Source organism: Cryptosporangium phraense (assembly GCF_006912135.1).
In the GTDB taxonomy this organism is placed as follows: Bacteria; Actinomycetota; Actinomycetes; order Mycobacteriales; family Cryptosporangiaceae; genus Cryptosporangium; species Cryptosporangium phraense.
Genome location: NZ_VIRS01000066.1, coordinates 1 through 16,666, shown reverse-complemented (window position 1 = coordinate 16,666; position 16,666 = coordinate 1). Strand labels below are relative to the sequence as shown.

At 73.5% G+C, this 16,666-nt stretch carries 16 protein-coding genes; all 16 read right to left on the bottom strand.

Annotated elements, in window-relative coordinates; all coding sequences use genetic code 11:
* Positions 1-74 precede the first annotated feature (74 nt).
* Entirely contained in the window at positions 75-437 is a 363-nt protein-coding gene (locus FL583_RS39330) for a hypothetical protein (RefSeq protein WP_142710021.1), read from the bottom strand.
* Positions 438-463: 26 nt separating this feature from the next.
* Complete coding sequence (gene holA / locus FL583_RS39325; RefSeq protein WP_142710020.1) at positions 464-1,459, bottom strand: DNA polymerase III subunit delta; 996 nt, start codon at positions 1,457-1,459, stop codon at positions 464-466.
* Positions 1,460-2,073: 614 nt separating this feature from the next.
* Positions 2,074-4,206, bottom strand: a complete 2,133-nt coding sequence (locus FL583_RS39320; RefSeq protein WP_205752861.1) for a ComEC/Rec2 family competence protein — start codon at positions 4,204-4,206, stop codon at positions 2,074-2,076.
* Positions 4,207-4,478: 272 nt separating this feature from the next.
* A complete protein-coding gene (locus FL583_RS39315; protein ID WP_205752860.1) occupies positions 4,479-5,057 on the bottom strand; it encodes a ComEA family DNA-binding protein in 579 nt (192 codons plus the stop codon).
* A 231-nt stretch (positions 5,058-5,288) separates the two neighbouring features.
* Positions 5,289-6,140: a DegV family protein gene (locus tag FL583_RS39310; protein WP_142710017.1), complete on the bottom strand. Its 852-nt coding sequence runs from the start codon at positions 6,138-6,140 to the stop codon at positions 5,289-5,291.
* Positions 6,141-6,173: 33 nt separating this feature from the next.
* Positions 6,174-6,380: a DUF5818 domain-containing protein gene (locus FL583_RS39305; protein ID WP_142710016.1), complete on the bottom strand. Its 207-nt coding sequence runs from the start codon at positions 6,378-6,380 to the stop codon at positions 6,174-6,176.
* Positions 6,381-6,544: 164 nt separating this feature from the next.
* Positions 6,545-7,240, bottom strand: a complete 696-nt coding sequence (locus FL583_RS39300; RefSeq protein WP_142710015.1) for a histidine phosphatase family protein — start codon at positions 7,238-7,240, stop codon at positions 6,545-6,547.
* Positions 7,237-7,620 (bottom strand): ribosome silencing factor, encoded by a 384-nt coding sequence (rsfS, locus tag FL583_RS39295; protein ID WP_142710014.1) that lies wholly within the window; start codon positions 7,618-7,620, stop codon positions 7,237-7,239. Before rsfS ends, FL583_RS39300 begins: the two co-directional genes overlap by 4 nt.
* Before the next feature lie 140 nt (positions 7,621-7,760).
* On the bottom strand, positions 7,761-8,003 hold the full coding sequence (locus tag FL583_RS39290; RefSeq protein ID WP_142710013.1) for a hypothetical protein: 243 nt from the start codon (positions 8,001-8,003) through the stop codon (positions 7,761-7,763).
* A 117-nt stretch (positions 8,004-8,120) separates the two neighbouring features.
* The gene (gene nadD / locus FL583_RS39285; protein ID WP_142710012.1) at positions 8,121-8,717 is read right to left on the bottom strand and encodes a nicotinate-nucleotide adenylyltransferase; all 597 of its coding nucleotides are present in this window, start codon (positions 8,715-8,717) and stop codon (positions 8,121-8,123) included.
* 66 nt (positions 8,718-8,783) lie between these two features.
* Positions 8,784-10,040, bottom strand: a complete 1,257-nt coding sequence (locus FL583_RS39280) for a glutamate-5-semialdehyde dehydrogenase (protein ID WP_142710011.1) — start codon at positions 10,038-10,040, stop codon at positions 8,784-8,786.
* A gap of 40 nt (positions 10,041-10,080) precedes the next feature.
* Positions 10,081-11,178, bottom strand: a complete 1,098-nt coding sequence (proB, locus tag FL583_RS39275; RefSeq protein WP_142710010.1) for a glutamate 5-kinase — start codon at positions 11,176-11,178, stop codon at positions 10,081-10,083.
* The gene (gene obgE / locus FL583_RS39270) at positions 11,175-12,623 is read right to left on the bottom strand and encodes a GTPase ObgE (protein ID WP_142710009.1); all 1,449 of its coding nucleotides are present in this window, start codon (positions 12,621-12,623) and stop codon (positions 11,175-11,177) included. The genes proB and obgE overlap by 4 nt, the downstream gene beginning before the upstream one ends.
* A 96-nt stretch (positions 12,624-12,719) precedes the next feature.
* On the bottom strand, positions 12,720-12,977 hold the full coding sequence (gene rpmA, locus FL583_RS39265; protein WP_142710008.1) for a 50S ribosomal protein L27: 258 nt from the start codon (positions 12,975-12,977) through the stop codon (positions 12,720-12,722).
* Between the two features lie 11 nt (positions 12,978-12,988).
* Complete coding sequence (gene rplU / locus FL583_RS39260) at positions 12,989-13,315, bottom strand: 50S ribosomal protein L21 (RefSeq protein ID WP_142710007.1); 327 nt, start codon at positions 13,313-13,315, stop codon at positions 12,989-12,991.
* Positions 13,316-13,480: 165 nt separating this feature from the next.
* Positions 13,481-16,666, bottom strand: a 3,186-nt coding sequence (locus tag FL583_RS39255; RefSeq protein WP_142710006.1) for a ribonuclease E/G, incomplete at its 5' end; no start/stop codon positions are given.

Sequence of the window (16,666 nt, the reverse complement as noted above, 5' to 3'; positions counted from 1 at the left end):
TAGGGCCGGAGGCCGGCGGGCCGGGCTAGGGCCGGAGGCCGGCGGGCCGGGCTGGGGCCGGCGGCCGGTGAGCCTTAGGGGTTGTCGGGGGTTCGGGGTGCGTAGAGCCGCACGGTCGCCTCGTCCAGTGCCGCCACCTTCACCACTCCCAGGGCTGACCGGTCCGGCTCAGCCTCCTTCGCCGAGGGCGGCACCGGGCGTGCCCGGGGCCGCCGGGCCGCGTGCGGGTCCGGCAACCGCCCCGCGACGACGTCGTTGAGCTTGACCATCGCCGCCACGGTCACCGGCGCGGTCACGACTCCCCACCAGCTCACCAGGTCGGCGAAGGCCAGCAGCATCGAGCCGACGATCGAGCCCTCGAAGAACAGCGCGCAGAGCAGCTTCCCCGGCGCGAGGTGACGCAGGCGCAGCACCCGGGCGTACAGCGGGACGGACATGACCGGCTCCGACGATAACCGCGCCGTCACCGGACTTCCCGGGCCGAGACGATGGCGAGCACCGCCCGCTCCAGCGCGTAGTTCCGGTCGTCGGCCCCGCCCTTGACGTCGGCGTTCGCGACGGCCGCGGCCCGGGCCGCGTCGGCCAGGCCGGCCGGTGACCAGCCGCGGCCCTGCCGCTGTGCCCGCTCGACCTTCCACGGCGGCATGCCCAGCGTGCTGGCCAGCTGGAACGAGCTGCCCCGGGCCCCAGCCACCCGGGCCACGCTGCGGACGCCGTCGGCCAGCGCGTCGGCGATCGGCACCGGGTCGACGCCGATCTGCAGCGCCCAGCGCAGTGCCTCCAGCGCCCCGGCGGTGTCGCCGACCATCGCCGCGTCGGCGACGTTGAACCCGCTCACGTCGGCTCGGCCGCGGTGGTACCGGCGGACCGCGTCGAGGTCGACCCGGCCGCCGGTGTCGGCCACCAGCTGGCTGCACACCGAGGCCAGCTCGCGCAGGTCGGAGCCGACCGAGTCGAGGATCAGCGCGGCGACGTCCTCGCTCGCCTTGCCGCCGGCCCGCCGGATCTCGTCCCGGACGAAGTTCAGCTTGTCGCGCTGCTTGGTGAGCTTGGCGACGGTCGTCGTCACCGCGCCGGCCTTCTTCAGCCCGTCGCTGAGCGCCTTGCCGCGAGCCTGCCCGAGGTGGGTGACGACCAGGATGATGCCGCTGCTCGGATCCTTGGCCAGCGCCGTCGCGTGCTGCAACAGCGCCGCGGCGAGGTCTTTGCCCGCGGTGTGCGCATCGCGGGCGATGAGCACCCGCGCCTCGGCGAACAGCGACGGGCTGAACAGCTCGAACAGCGCCCCCGGGGTCACGCTCGAGAGGTCGAGCTCACGGACGTCACATTCCGGGTCGGTCGCGCGCGCGGCCGCGACGACGTCGGACACCACGCGACCCGCGAGGAAGCTCTCGTCCCCGAGGACGAGGTGGAGCGGCGCGAGGGTGGCCGGGGGCGAGGAGTCAGCCGAGCCAGGCATGCCGCACATCGTTGCACGGTGCGCCGACAGTTGCGGTCCCGCGCCTGCGCTTTACAGGTCTATCGCCCCATTCGTGCAGGTCGCCGTGTGGTTTCCACAACTTCCGAGGCCAGCTGGAAACACCGCCCAACCCGGCCGCCCAACCGAGCCGCCCAACCGGCTGCCCAACCGAGGCCCCGGCCCCGGCCCGTCCTGCACCGGCCTCCGGCCGCCCCGGCCTCCGGCCGACCCGGCCTTCCCGATCTCCCCGGCTCCCTGCCCCCAGTAACTCTGGCCCCCGGCGCACCCCGGTTCTGGCTACCCCTGGCCCAGACCCGGCCGGCCCCGGCCGGCCCCGGCCGGCCCCGACCACCCCCGCCACCGAGGGCGGCCGGACTCCTCCGCCACCCCGGCCGCCCTCAACCTCCCCGACTCCCGACCCCGGCAGGCTCCGGCCCCCGACGCGCCCGCGGCCCCCCGCTGCCCTAGCCCCCGACCCGCGCCCCCGGCCACCCCGGCCACCCCACCGTCCCGGCCGCCCCACCGTCCCGGCCGCACCGCCCCGGCCACCCCGGGCGGCCCGACCACCCCGGCCACCTCGGGCGGCCCGGCCACGCCGAGCGCCCCCGGGGCGGTCAGCGATGGCCTCGCACTACCGTCGCTATCCCTCCGTTCGGCTCGGCGACCACCGCCAGATCCCCATTCCGGTCCGTCCGCAGCACCCGGGCACCTCGCCGCACCAGGTGCGCCACCACCGCCCGATCGGGGTGCCCGTAGTCGTTGTCCACCCCCACCTCGATCAGCGCGACCCGCGGCCGCGCCGCGTCCAGGAACGCCGGCTCCGACCACGCCGACCCGTGATGAGGCACCTTCAGCACGTCGGCCGCGAGCGGTTCGCCGGTCGCCATCACGGCCCGCTCGGCATCGTGCTCGGCGTCGCCCGGGAGGAGCACCGAGACCCGCCCGACCGTCGCCCGCACGATCAGCGAGTTGTTGTTCGGATCCGACCGCGTCCCGTGCAGCACGGTGACCGGCCCCAGCACCCGCAGCGCGACCGCCCCCGCGGTCAACCGCTCCCCGGCCGTCACCGACATCAGGCGGACGCCGTACCGGCGAGCCGAGCGAGCAACGGCCGACGCCCCTTCGGCCGGTTCCCGGTACGGGCCGAGCCCGATCGCCCCGACCGCCCGGCCCGCCAGGGCCCCGTCGAGCCCCCCGATGTGGTCCAGATGCAGGTGGCTCAGGAGCAGGAGTGGCACGGAGTCGACCCCGAGCCGGCGCAGACACCCGTCGACCGCCGACGGCTCCGGCCCGACGTCCACCACCACGGCGGACCGCGGCCCGGCCCGGAGCACCAGCGCATCGCCCTGGCCGACGTCGCAGCCGACGACGACCCAGCCCGCCGGCGGCCACCCGGACGCCACCACCCGCAGCGGCAGCACCGCGACGACCACGGCCGAGCACACGACCGCGATCAGCCGACGCGGAAGCTGCCACCGGGCGACGAACGCGCCGGCCGCGATCACCACCGCGAGCGTCCAGCCGCCCACCGCGCCGTCGGGCCACGGGACCAGACCGTCAGGAACCGCCGCACCGCGCTCGGCGACCTGGACGAGCCACCAGGCCGGCCACTGGCCCAGCCAGGTCAGCGCGGTGGCGAGCGGGGGCACGACCGGGGCGGTCACCGCCGCGAGCAGACCGAGCACGGTGGCCGGTCCGACCGCAGGCGCCGCGATCAGGTTCGCCGGGATCGCGGTCAGGCTCACGGTGCCGGTGAGCGCGGCCAGCAGCGGCGCGCAGGCGGCCTGGGCGGCGGCCGGCACCGCCAGCGCGTCCGCGGCGACGCCGGGGACGCCCCGGCGGGCCAGTGCGGCCGACCACGAGGGCGCGATCAGCAGCAGCCCGGCCGTCGCCGCGACCGAGAGCGCGAACCCGGGCGCGGCCGCGAGCGACGGATCGACGAGGACGAGCACGAGGATCGAGACGCACAGCGCCGGGACCGCGGCCCGGGGCCGTCCCAGCGCGAGCGCGAGCAGCCCGAGCCCGCACATCGCCGCCGCCCGGACGACGCTCGGCGACGGCCGGGCCAGCACGACGAACCCGGCGATCGCCACCGCGGCCAGCGCCGCCGACCAGCCCGGCCCGATCGGGAACCGGCGGAGCGCGGCCAGCACCAGCCCGGCCAGGATCGCCAGGTTGGCGCCGCTGACCGCGGTGAGGTGGGTCATGCCGGTCTGACGGAACGCGTCCTCGACGCCCGGGTCGAGTCCGGACGTGTCGCCGACGACGAGGCCCGGGAGCAGGCCGCCGGGTTTGCTCGGGAGGTGGGCGCAGGCGTCGCGGAGGCCCGCGCGCAGACCGCCCGCCGCCCGCTGGATCCAGGGCGGGTCGCCGACGAGGTGCGGTGGCCCGGTCGTGCGGAGGACGGCGGCGGTGAGGTCGCGCCGCTGGGGCGGGACCAGACGTCCGTCGGCGATCACGGTCTGGCCCGGGAGGAGGCCCTTCCAGCCCTGGTGCTGGCCGAGGACGAGGAGGCGACCGCCGGTCGGGTGCCGGGTACCGCTCGTCGTGATCTCTTCGACCGAGGCGGGCACGATCCACAGCGGGAGCCCGCCGACCCGGGCGTCGGCCGCCCGCGGGTCGTCGCGCACGACCAACCGGACCGTGACCGACCCGCCGTCCTCAGTGGCCCGGGCGACCGCTCCGGAGTCCCGCTCGACGAGCCGGGGCACCACCCCGGCCCCCGCCATGGCCGCCCCCACCGCCACCCCAGCCACCCCGACCCAAACCCCCGCCCACCGCGAACCCCGGAGTCCACCTGCGGCCCGCAGGCCGCCCGCCGTGGCCCGCAGGCCGCCCGCCGCGGCTCGGAAGCCGCACCAAGCCGCTGCCGCACCAACGACAGCCGCCACAACGCACGCCACGACCGCCGCCCGCGGCCCGTGCCCCAGACACCACCAGGCCGTGAGCCAAGCCCCCAACGCCGGCCCCACCAGCCGAAGATCGGGCCCCCGACCCCCCGCCGGCTCCTCCGCGCCGCTCACACCCGCACCAACTCGCGCAACTTCTCGAACCGGCTGTCGCCGATCCCGTCCACCTCACGGAGCTGATCCACCGACCGGAACCCACCGTGCTCGGTGCGGTACGCGACGATCCGCTCGGCCAGCACCGGCCCGACCCCGGGCAGCGAGTCGAACTGATCCACCGTCGCCGCGTTCAGGTCGAGCGGGCCGTCCCCGCTGGTCGACCCGGCCGGCGCCCCGGCGCCGGCCGGCGCACCCACCCCGACCGCGATCAGCTCCCCGTCCACGACCTTCCGAGCCAGGTTCAACTGGCTCAGGTCAGCCCCGGGCAACGCTCCTCCGGCCGCGTCCACCGCGTCCGCGACCCGCGAACCGGCCGGCAACCGGACCAACCCCGGCCGCCGCACCTTCCCGGAGACGGCAACCACCGCCTGCACAGCCGACGCGGAAGCCGAAGCCACCGGCTCAGCAACGACCGAAGCGGAAACCACCGGCGACGACGCCGGCCGATCCCGCCACACCGCCACCCCGGCCAGCACCGCGACCACGACCCCCACCGCCGCGAGCACCGCCAACCCCCGCCGCCCGGGCCCCACCAGAGCACCCCGGACCGCCCCCGGCACCCACCGCCGCCAGCCCGCCTCCCCGTCCAGCTCCGGAGGAGGAGGCGGCGGAGCATCAGCGAGCGCCAACACCCTCGACCGAGCTATCGACTCGGTATCGGCAACCTCTCGGCGTCCCATGCCCGCGAACCTAGGCGCCCCCGAGACACCAGCACGGCCCCAGAACGACCCACTGTGGACAACCTCCCCACCGGTGGAAAACCGCTACGGGTGCCGCGTCACTGCTACGCCGACCAGCCCCGGCCCCACGTGCGCCCCCACCGTCGCGCCGACCTCCCCGGTCAGCACCCGCCCGATCCGCGGGATCCGGACGAACAGCTGCTCACGGAGGGTCTCGGCCCGCTCCGGGGCGGCCAGGTGCTGGACGATCAGGTCGGCCCCGCCGGTGCCCGCGGCCTCAACCGCCAGCTCCTGCAGCTTGGCCAGCGCCCGCTGGGACGTCCGCACCCGCTCGGCGATCACGATCTGGCCCTCGTGCAGCCGCAGGATCGGCTTCACCGAGAGCGTCGTCCCGATCAGCGCGGCCGCCGCGCTGATTCGGCCGCCTCGTCGCAGGTGCTCCAGCGTGTCCACGTAGAACAGCAGCGACGTGCGGTGCACGGCGTCGAGGGCCGCGTCGCGGATCTGCTCCGGTGAGCCTCCGGTCTGGGCGACGCCGGCCGCCTCCAGCACCGCCGCGCCGAGCCCCATCGCGATCGAGCGCGAGTCCACCACCATCACCGGCCCGGGCGCCGACGCCGACGCGAGCAGCGCGGCCTCGTAGGTGCCCGACAGCGCGGCCGAGAGGTGGATCGACACGACCGCGTCGTAACCCCGGGCGAACGCCGCCTGGTAGGCCTCACCGAGCGAGTGGGGCGTGGCCCTGGACGTCGTCACCGGGCCGCGGCCCTGCTTCAGGGCCACCGCGACGTCGTCCGAGCTGATGTCCACACCCTCCCGGCCGGTCCGGTCACCGATCGTGACGAAAGTCGGCACAACGGTGAGGCCGTACCGGGTGACCAGTGCGTGCGGTATGTCTGATGTGGAGTCCGTGACGACGGCGACGCGGGCGACCATGGGCGAACCCTAACCTCCCTCTCGCGCGATCGCTCAGGCAGTCGTCACGGCCCGCACGGAGAGCGGAGTTCCTTGCTGACACGTGGTGAGCATCCCGCGCCGCACCTCGCCGGTGACCTGGACCCGGCGTCCGGGCACCAGCGCGCTCCGGTCGCCGCCGAGCAACAGCCACGTCCCCCCGGAATCCGCGGTCAGCAGGATGCACCCGGCCTCCACCCCATTGCTCAACCGCCCACGCACGGTCACCACCCCAGCCGTCGCCTCCGGCGACGCCGAAGGCGCCACGGAAGGCGACGCCGACGGCGCCACGCTGGAGACGGACGGCGACCGATCCGACGAGCCACACCCGGCGCTCAGCGCCGCAACCACCACGGCCACGGCCACCCGCGCCGCGCCCACCCGCCTCAGCGACTCGTCGGAGACGACGTCAGCTCCTCGTCCGTCGCCGGTTCCGCGTCCGCGGCCGTCGACGGCTCGTCGTTCGCCGCCACCCCGGTCATCGGCCCCACGTTGTGCGCGTGCAGCCGCCAGCCCCGCGTCGACGAGAGCCGCAGCTCCGTCCACCGGCAGTTGCCCAGCGCCGAGACCTGGGCCGCCACCTCGTCCGGCCACCCGGTCAGCGCCTGCACGGCCCGCCGGGCCGCACCGCCGTGGCACACGACGACCAGCGTCCCGTCCACCGCGGCCAGCGCGTCCGACACGGCCGCACCCATCCGGGCGACGACGTCGGCCGGCCGCTCGATGCCCGGCACCTCCGGCGTCTCACCGCGCTTCCAGACCGCGTACTCGGCCGGCCAGCGCTCCTCGAGCTCGGTGTGCGACAGCCCCTCCCAGGGGCCGAACCCGGTCTCCCGCAGCCGGACGTCGACCGCCACCGGAAGCCCGGTCAGCTCACCGAGCGCGTCGGCGGTGCGCTTGGCCCGCTGCAGGTCGCTGGAGACGATCGCATCCGGTTCCTCGGCCGCGAGCAGCGGCGCGGCCTGCAGCGCCTGCTGCACGCCGGTCGCGTCGAGCGGGACGTCGGTCTGGCCCTGGATCCGGCCGGTGGCGTTCCACTCGGTACGCCCGTGCCGCCAGATCAGTACCCGTCCAGCGGTCACTCGTCGCCCCGCGACGCCAGCGCCGCGTCCACGAACGGGATCGGCGGGCAGTCCTTCCAGAGCCGCTCCAGCGAGTAGAACGAGCGCTCCTCGGCGTGCTGCACGTGCACGACGATGTCGACGTAGTCGAGCAGCACCCAGCGCCCTTCGCGCTCCCCCTCGCGACGTACCGGCTTGGCCCCCATGCTCAGCAGCTTCTCTTCCACCGAGTCGACGATGGCCGACACCTGGCGCTCGTTCGGCGCCGACGCGATCACGAACGCGTCGGTGATCACGAGCTGCTCGCTGACGTCGAGGACGACGATGTCGGTGGCGAGCTTGTCGGAAGCGGCTTGGGCAGCGGCGAGCGCCAACTCGTTCGCGCGGTCGGAGACGGCCACGGCGGCCCCTTTCTGTCACTGGCAATTCCCAGTACCAGCCTCTCACGTCCCGGCCGCGATCGTCGGCGCGAGCCCGCTCACGAGAGCCGATACACACGAAAAGGGCGCCCGGAATTCACCGGGCGCCCTTCGAGAGGAATTCAGCGACGAGCCAACCGGGCCAGAGCCGACCCGACAAACAGGTACACGACCGCCGCAATGCCCCAGTTGACCAGGACCGCCTGATCCCGGTTCTGCATCCAGAACAGATTCTGGAACGGCGTGGTCAGCCACCGGCCGATGTCCATCACGAAGTCGACGATCATGTTCGTCTGATTCGCGTTGGCCAGCACGAATAGGATTCCGAGGCAGATGACCAGCACTAAGGTGACCGTGATAGCCATCACCGCACGACTAGCACTCCGCATTTCCGACACGCCCTTCTCTCTGAAGACGCTCGATGTCTCGCTCGAGAGATCAGTGCCCGCGGATAACGGATACCGAAACATCCACAAGAGATTTCACGGTCGGTACAGCCGCCGTTTCTCGATGTACTGAACCACTCCGTCCGGCACCAGGTACCAGACCGGCAGCCCGGCTCGCACGCGGTCCCGGCAGCCACTCGACGAGATCGCCATCGCCGGCACGTCGACGAGCGTCACCGTGTCCCGGGGCAGGTGCTCGTCGGAGAGCGTGTACCCCGGGCGGGTCACGCCGATGAAGTGCGCCAGCTCGAACAGCTCGTCGACGTCCTTCCAGGAGAGAATCGCCGACAGCGCGTCCGCCCCGGTGATGAAGAACAGCTCGACGTCGGTGCCCCAGGCGGCGACCAGGTCCCGCAGCGTATCGATCGTGTACGTCGGCCCCGGCCGGTCGATGTCGACCCGGCTGACCGAGAACCGCGGGTTGGACGCGGTCGCGATCACGGTCATCAGGTAGCGGTCCTCGGCCGGGCTGACCGTCTTGTCGTCCTTCTGCCACGGGTTCCCGGTCGGGACGAACACGACCTCGTCCAGCCCGAACTGGCTGCCGACCTCGCTCGCCGCGACCAGGTGACCGTGGTGCACCGGGTCGAACGTGCCACCCATGATCCCGATACGGCGGGAAGTGGAACTCATCCGGAAATCTTCGCATCTCGGCCGTGATCGCCCCCCGCATCGCCGGTCAATGGGAGGCGCGTCACGTCAGCGCACGTGCCCGTCCCCGGTGACCAGGTACGTCGTGCTCGTCATCTCGGGCAGCCCCATCGGCCCGCGGGCGTGCAGCTTCTGCGTCGAGATGCCGATCTCGGCCCCGAAGCCGAACTCGCCGCCGTCGGTGAACCGGGTCGACGCGTTGACCATCACCGCGGCCGAGTCCAGCCGTGAGCTGAACCGCCGGATCGCCCGCACGTCGGACGAGACGATCGCCTCGGTGTGCCCGCTCCCCCACCGGCGGATGTGCGCCACCGCCTCGTCGACCGAGTCGACGACCTTCACCGCGAGGTCGAGCGAGTTGTACTCGGTCTCCCAGTCGACGTCGGCGGCCGCCACGGTCAGCGGCCCCTCCGGCACCAGGTCGAAGGAGTCCACGTGCAGCGTCACCCCGGCCTCGTGGAGAAGAGAAGAAACCGTAGGCAGGAACGAGGCCGCCACCGCCGAATGCACCAGCAGCGTCTCGGCCGAATTGCACACGCTCGGCCGCTGCACCTTCGAATTCATGACGATCGCCGCCGCCATCTCCAGATCGGCGGCCGCGTCCACGTACACGTGGCAATTTCCGACCCCGGTCTCGATCACCGGCACGATCGAATTCTCCACGACGTTCTTGATCAGCCCCGCGCCTCCGCGCGGAATGATCACGTCGACCAGGCCGCGCGCCCGCATCAGGTGGGTGACCGACTCGCGGTCGGTGCCCGGCACCAGCTGCACCGCATCGGCCGGGAGGCCGGCCTTCGCCGCCGCCTCCGACAGCACGCCGACCAGCGCCGTGTTCGAGTGGTAGGCCGAGGCCGACCCGCGCAGCAGCGCGGTGTTGCCGCTCTTCAGACACAACCCCGCGGCGTCGACGGTCACGTTCGGCCGCGCCTCGTAGATGATCCCGACGACGCCCAGCGGCACGCGGATCTGCCGTACCTCGAGCCCGTTGGGCAGCGTGTACCCGCGCACGACCGCACCGATCGGATCGGGCAGCCCGGCCACGTCACGCAGCCCCTGGGCCATGCCCTCGATCCGCTCGGGCGACAGCGCCAGCCGGTCGAGCATCCCGTCGGCGAGCCCCGCGGCACGTCCGGCCGCCAAATCCAGCGAATTCGCCGAAAGAACGTCGGACGACGCCGCCACCAGCGCGTCCGCCATCTCGTGCAGCGCCGCGTCCTTCTCGGCCCTGGACAGCGGGGCCAGCTCGGCCGCCGCCGCCCGCGAACGGCCCGCGACCTCGCGGACCTCCTGCTCGGTAGTCATGCCGCCAACCTATCCCCGACCCCAGAATTGTTCAACAATTTCAGAGGAGCGCGAGATCGTCCCGGTGCACGACCTCCCGCCGGTACTTCGGGAGCACCGCGTCCGTCGACTTGCCCAGCAGCGGCGGCAGCTCGGCCGCGTCGTAGGCGACCAGCCCCCGCGCCACCGACTCGCCGGTGGGCGCCACCAGGTCGACCGGGTCACCGGCCACGAAGTCCCCGGACACCCCGGTGATGCCGACCGACAGCAGCGAGGCCCGCCGGGACACCACGGCCGACACCGCGCCCGCGTCCAGCATCAAGCGGCCCCGCGGGGTCGTCGCGTGGCGCAGCCAGAGGATGCGCGTCGGCAGCCGCCGACCGGTCGGGGCGAAGTACGTCCCGACGTCCTCGCCGGCCAGCGCCCGGCCGGCCTGCCCGGCCGACGTCAGTACCACGTGCACCCCGGCCGACGTGGCGACCTGGGCCGCCGCGACCTTGCTCGCCATCCCCCCGGTGCCGACCCCGGAGGCGCCGACCGCTCCCGCCACCACGTCGTCGAGGTCGGCCGAAGACAGCACCGTCGAGATCAACCGCGCGCCCGGCTTCCGCGGATCACCGGAGTACAGCGCGTCGACGTCCGACAGCAGCACCAGCGCGTCCGCCCGCAGCAGGTGCGCGACCAGCGCGGCCAGCCGGTCGTTGTCACCGAAGCGGATCTCGTCGGTCGCCACCGCGTCGTTCTCGTTCACGATCGGGACGACGCCGAGGTCGAGCAGGCGCTCGAAGTTCCGGTTCGCGTTGCGGTAGTGGGCCCGCCGGATCAGGTCGTCGGCGGTCAGCAGCACCTGGCCGACGGTCAGCCCGTACCGCTCGAACGACGTCGCGTACCGGGACACCAGCAGCATCTGCCCGACCGAGGCGCTCGCCTGCTGGGTCGCCAGGTCGCGGGGCCGGCGTACCAGCCCCAGCGGCGCCATCCCGGCGGCGATCGCCCCGGACGACACCAGCACGACCTGCACGCCCGCCTTGCGGCGCTCGGCCAGCACGTCCACCAGCGCGTCGATCCGCTCCGAGAGCAGCCCGCTGCCCCGGTCGGTCAGCGACGACGAGCCGATCTTGACGACGATCCGCGCGGCGCCGGCGACGGCCGACCTCACCAGGAGTCGCCGTAGTCGTAGACCCCGCGCTCGCCACCCTTCTCGGGGTCCTGGCCACGCCGGCGACGACGGGCCTGCAGGCGGTCGGACGCGCCGGCCCGATCCGTGAGCGCGAGCCGCGGGTCTTCGCCCCGGCGGGTGAGCAGCACCTCGGCCGCCCCACCGAGCGTCGGCTCCCAGTCGAACGTGACGCCGCCGATCGTGACCGCGTCGCCGGCGTTGGCACCCGCCTTCGCGAGCGCCTCCTCCACGCCGAGCTTGGCCAGCCGGTCGGCCAGGTAGCCCACGGCCTCGTCGTTCTGGAAGTCGGTCTGACGCACCCAGCGCTCGGGCTTCGTCCCGCGCACCAGCCAGCCGTCGTCGAACGACGACACCTCGAACGGGTTCTCGTCCACGGCCACCGGCCGCAGCACGATCCGGGTCGGGTCCGGCGCGCCGCGCCGTTCGCGTTCTTCTTCGACGATCGACGCCAGCGAGAACAGCAGCGGCTTGAGCCCCTCGCGGGTCACGGTCGAGACCTCGAACACCTGGTACCCGCGGGCCTCCAGGTCGGGCCGGATGATCTCGGCCATCTCCCGCCCGTTGGGCAGGTCGACCTTGTTCAGCACGACCAGCCGGGGCCGGTCCTCCAGCCCGCCGTAGGCCGACAGTTCGGCCTCGAGCGCGTCGATGTCGGCCACCGGGTCGCGCCCCGGCTCCTCGGTCGCGGTGTCGACGACGTGCACCAGCACGGCCGTCCGCTCGATGTGCCGGAGGAAGTCCAGGCCGAGCCCGCGCCCGGTCGCCGCGCCGGGGATCAGTCCGGGCACGTCGGCGATCGTGAACACGGTCTCTCCCGCGGTCACCACACCGAGGTTCGGGACCAGCGTCGTGAACGGGTAGTCGGCGATCTTCGGCCGGGCCGCGGACACGACCGCGATCAGCGACGACTTGCCCGCGCTGGGGAACCCGACCAGCCCGACGTCGGCGACACTCTTCAGCTCGAGCACGACGTCCTGAGCCTCGCCCGGCTCACCGAGCAGCGCGAAGCCGGGGGCCTTGCGCTTGGCCGTGGCCAGCGCCGCGTTGCCGAGGCCGCCGTGCCCGCCCTGGGCCACCACGTAGCGGGTGCCGATGCCGGTCAGGTCGGCCAGCACCTCGCCGTCCTCACCGTGCACGACCGTGCCGTCGGGTACGCGGAGCTCGAGGTCGTCCCCGTTGGCCCCGTAGCGGTTGCTGCCCATGCCCGGCCGGCCGTTGGTCGCCTTGGCGTGCGGGCGGTAGTGGAAGTCGAGCAGCGTGTGGACGCCCGGGTCCACGACCAGGACGACGTCACCGCCCTTGCCGCCGTTACCGCCGTCGGGGCCGCCCAGCGGCTTGAACTTCTCGCGGTGCACGGAGGCACATCCGTGGCCGCCATCACCGGCGGTGACATGCAGCACCACCCGGTCGACGAATGTCGCCACGATGACTCCTCAATCGATCGAATACTGCTCGGAGAACACGACGAAGGCGGGTCGGTATGCCCGACCCGCCTTCGACGTACGCGCTAACCGGCGGGCTCAGGCCTCCACCGGGGTGATGCTGATCGTCTTGCGTCCACGCCGGGTGCCGAACGTCACCGCGCCCGGAGCCAACGCGAACAGCGTGTCGTCGCCACCACGGCCGACCAGGTCACCCGGGTGGAAGTGGGTGCCGCGCTGCCGGACGATGATCTCGCCGGCCTTCACGACCTGACCGCCGAAGCGCTTCACGCCCAGCCGCTGGGCGGCGGAGTCGCGCCCGTTGCGGGAGGACGATGCGCCCTTCTTGTGTGCCATGTCGCTAAGCCCTACTTCCCGCTCTCGATACCGGTGACCTTGATCTGGGTCAACGGCTGACGGTGACCCTGACGCTTGTGGTAGCCGGTCTTGTTCTTGTACTTGTGAATCTTGATCTTCGGGCCCTTGGTGTGGGCCACGACCTCACCGGAGATGGTGAAGGACGCCAGCTTGGCCGCCTCGTGGGTGACGTTGACGTCGTCACCCTCACCGTCGACGACCAGCAGAGCCGGCAGGGTGATCGCGTCACCGGGCGCGCCCGTGATCTTCTCGACCTCGACGACGTCGCCGACCGCCACCTTGTACTGCTTGCCGCCGGTCTTGACGATGGCGTACATGAGACGCGGGTCTCCTGACTGCTCTGGAAGACAATGATCTGACTTGCATACGCGCCTGGCCTCAGACACAGGCAGCGGGGGCACGACGAGCGCGCCAACGGAAAGACTACCGTACCGGGCACCCTAACGACGAACTGAGGGTCGCCGCCCTGGTCGTGGGGGTGGTCACTCGCCACCCTCCGGAGGACCGGCCGGCCGGGAAGCCGCTCGCCGAGCCCGCCGAGGCCGGCTCGCTGTGGTCGCTGTGGTCGCCGTGGTCGCCGTGGTGGGCACCGCCACCGGTTCCGTCCCGGCCGGGGCCGCGCCGTTGACGATCATCTCGTCGGCCGGCTTGTCCACCGCTTCGGCCGCCGCCGCGTGCGCGGTGCCGATTCCGCTGGTGACCGGCGCGACCGGCTCCGCTTCGACGAGCTCGAGGTCGTCGTCGGAATCGGTGTCGGTGTCCTCGACGTCGTAGGCGAGCCCGGCGTCGTCGCGGGCGACGTCGTCGACGATGAGGGCCTCAGCCGTCTCGTCGGCCGCGTCGACCTCGTCGGGAGCGGCCGAGGAGACCCGGGAGCTGGCCGCGTGGATCGCCGCGACCGCGGCGACCGCGGGCGCGGCCACGACGGCGGAGTCACCGTTGCCGCCACCTCCGCCACCGCGCTTGCGACGGCTCCGACGGCCTTCCTTGACCTCGGCGACGGCCGGCTCGGCCGCGTGCTGGTGGCCGCCGTTCCCGCCGTTGCCGCCGGAGTTCCGGCCGATCAGCGGCTCGTTGTGGATGATCACCCCGCGACCGCGGCAGACCTCGCAGGTCTCGCTGAACGCCTCCAGCAGGCCCTGGCCGACCCGCTTGCGGGTCATCTGCACCAGGCCGAGCGAGGTGACCTCGGCGACCTGGTGCTTGGTCCGGTCCCGGCCCAGGCACTCGGTCAGCCGCCGGAGCACGAGGTCGCGGTTGGCCTCGAGCACCATGTCGATGAAGTCGATGACGATGATGCCGCCGATGTCCCGCAGCCGGAGCTGCCGGACGATCTCCTCGGCCGCCTCCAGGTTGTTGCGGGTGACGGTCTCCTCGAGGTTCCCGCCCTGCCCGGTGAACTTCCCGGTGTTGACGTCGACGACGGTCATCGCCTCGGTGCGGTCGATCACCAGCGAACCACCGCTGGGCAGCCAGACCTTGCGGTCGAGCGCCTTCATGAGCTGGTCGTCGATGCGGTACGCGGCGAACACGTCGGTCTCGGCGGTGTGGTGCACCAGCCGCTCGGCGAGGTCGGGCGAGACGTCCCGGATGTACTCCTCGACCTCGGGCCAGGCCTCGGTGCCGGAGACCACGAGCTTGGAGAAGTCCTCGTTGAAGACGTCCCGGATCACCCGGATCACCAGGTCGGGCTCGGCGTTGAGCAGGGCGGGAGCGCCACCGCGGGTGGCCTTCTCCTTGATCGCCTGCCACTGCGCCTCGAGCCGCTCCACGTCGTGGGTGAGCTCGGCCTCGCTGGCGCCCTCGGCCGCGGTGCGGATGATGACGCCGGCGTTCTCCGGGACGATCTTCTTGAGGATGTCCTTCAGACGCTTGCGCTCGGTGTCGGGCAGCTTCCGGCTGATGCCGGTCATCTGCCCCTCGGGGACGTAGACCAGGAACCGGCCCGGCAGGCTGACCTGGCTGGTCAGGCGGGCGCCCTTGTGCCCGATCGGGTCCTTGGTGACCTGCACCAGGACCGAGTCGCCGCTCTTCAGCGCGACCTCGATCTTGCGCGGGCGGCCCTCCATCCCGGCGGCGTCCCAGTTGACCTCGCCGGCGTAGAGCACCGCGTTGCGGCCCTTGCCGATGTCGACGAACGCGGCCTCCATGCTCGGCAGCACGTTCTGCACGCGGCCGAGGTAGACGTTGCCCGCGTAGGCGGTCGAGGACGCCTTCGTGACGTAGTGCTCCACCAGGACGTCGTCCTCGAGCACGGCGATCTGGGTGCGGTCGCCGATCTGGCGGACGACCATCACCCGCTCGACGGCCTCGCGGCGAGCCAGGAACTCGGCCTCGGTGAGCACCGGCGGGCGCCGCCGGTTGCTCTCCCGGCCCTCGCGGCGGCGCTGGCGCTTCGCCTCCAGGCGGGTCGAGCCCTTGACGCCCTGGACCTCGTCCTCGAACGACTTGGCCGACGCGACGACCGGCTGCCGCACCTTGACCACGGTGTTCGGCGGGTCGTCGCTGCTGACCTCGGGCTCGCCGGCTCCCCGGCGGCGGCGGCGACGGCGACGACGGCTACCGGAGCCACCCTCCTCGTCGTCGCCCTCGGCGTCGGCCGAAGCCGCGGCCTCGTCGTCGGTGTCCTCGTCCTCGGCGGTGGTCTCGCCCTCGGTCGGGGCGGGGGTGTCGTCGTCCTCGGCCTGCTCGTCGCCGTCGGCGGCGTCTCCGGCCTCGCCGCCGTTCTCGCCGCGTCCGCGGCCACGGCCACGGCGTCCGCGGCGACGGCGCCTGCGGCTCTCGTCGCTGCTCTCGTCGTCGTCGGACTCGCGCTCGGCGCTGAGCTCCTCGGTCTCGGCGGTCTCCTCGTCCTCGTCCTCGTCGGCGGACGTGTCGACGACGGGCTCGACCGGGCGAACCGGCGTGACGACGGGCTCCGGCGCCATGAACGTGATCATCGGGGCCGGCGCGCGGCGCGCCCGGGTGCGGTGCGTGGGCGGCTCTTCGGCCGCCTCGGGCTCGGGCGCGACCCCGAACGGCGACGCGGACCGGGCGCCGCTGGTCTCGGAGTCGGCGGGCGCAGAGGGCTCGGTGGGCTGCTCGTCGGGGGACGCGGCCGGGGCGCTGTCCGAGGCCGGTCGGCTCGCGGACGAGCGGCGACGGCGACGCGAGGTCGTCGCCTCGAGGGGCGCCTCGGTCGCGGGCTCGGTCGCGGCCGGCTCGGTCGCGGCCGGGGAGGCGGCGGCTTCGGCGACGGCGGCTTCCGTGGCGGTGGCGCTGAACGACGCGCTGTCGGTCACGAGGTCGGCCGGGGCGGGTTGCGCGCCCTCGGCCGGGGCGGGTTGCGCGCCCTCGGCTGGGGCGCCGCCGTCGGCGGGCGAGGCCTCGGCGAGCGCGGCTTCGGTGACCTTGGCCTCAGCCGGGGTGGCGTCCGCGGCGGCGCGGCGGCTGCGCCGGCGGGTGCGGGGTGCGGTGACCTCGGCGGCCACGTTCGGCGGCGTCGGGTCTTCGAGGTGGGGCGGTTCGCCCGCTGGTGTTTCCGGGGCGGACGGCTCGGGGGCGCTCCCGGCGGCCGGTTCGGTCACCGGGGTGGCGTCCGCGGCCGGCTCGGTCGGCTCGGCCGGTCGGCGGCGCGAGCGGGTGGCCCGGCGGCGGGGAGCCGGCTCGGCCCCGCCCTCCGCGGGCTG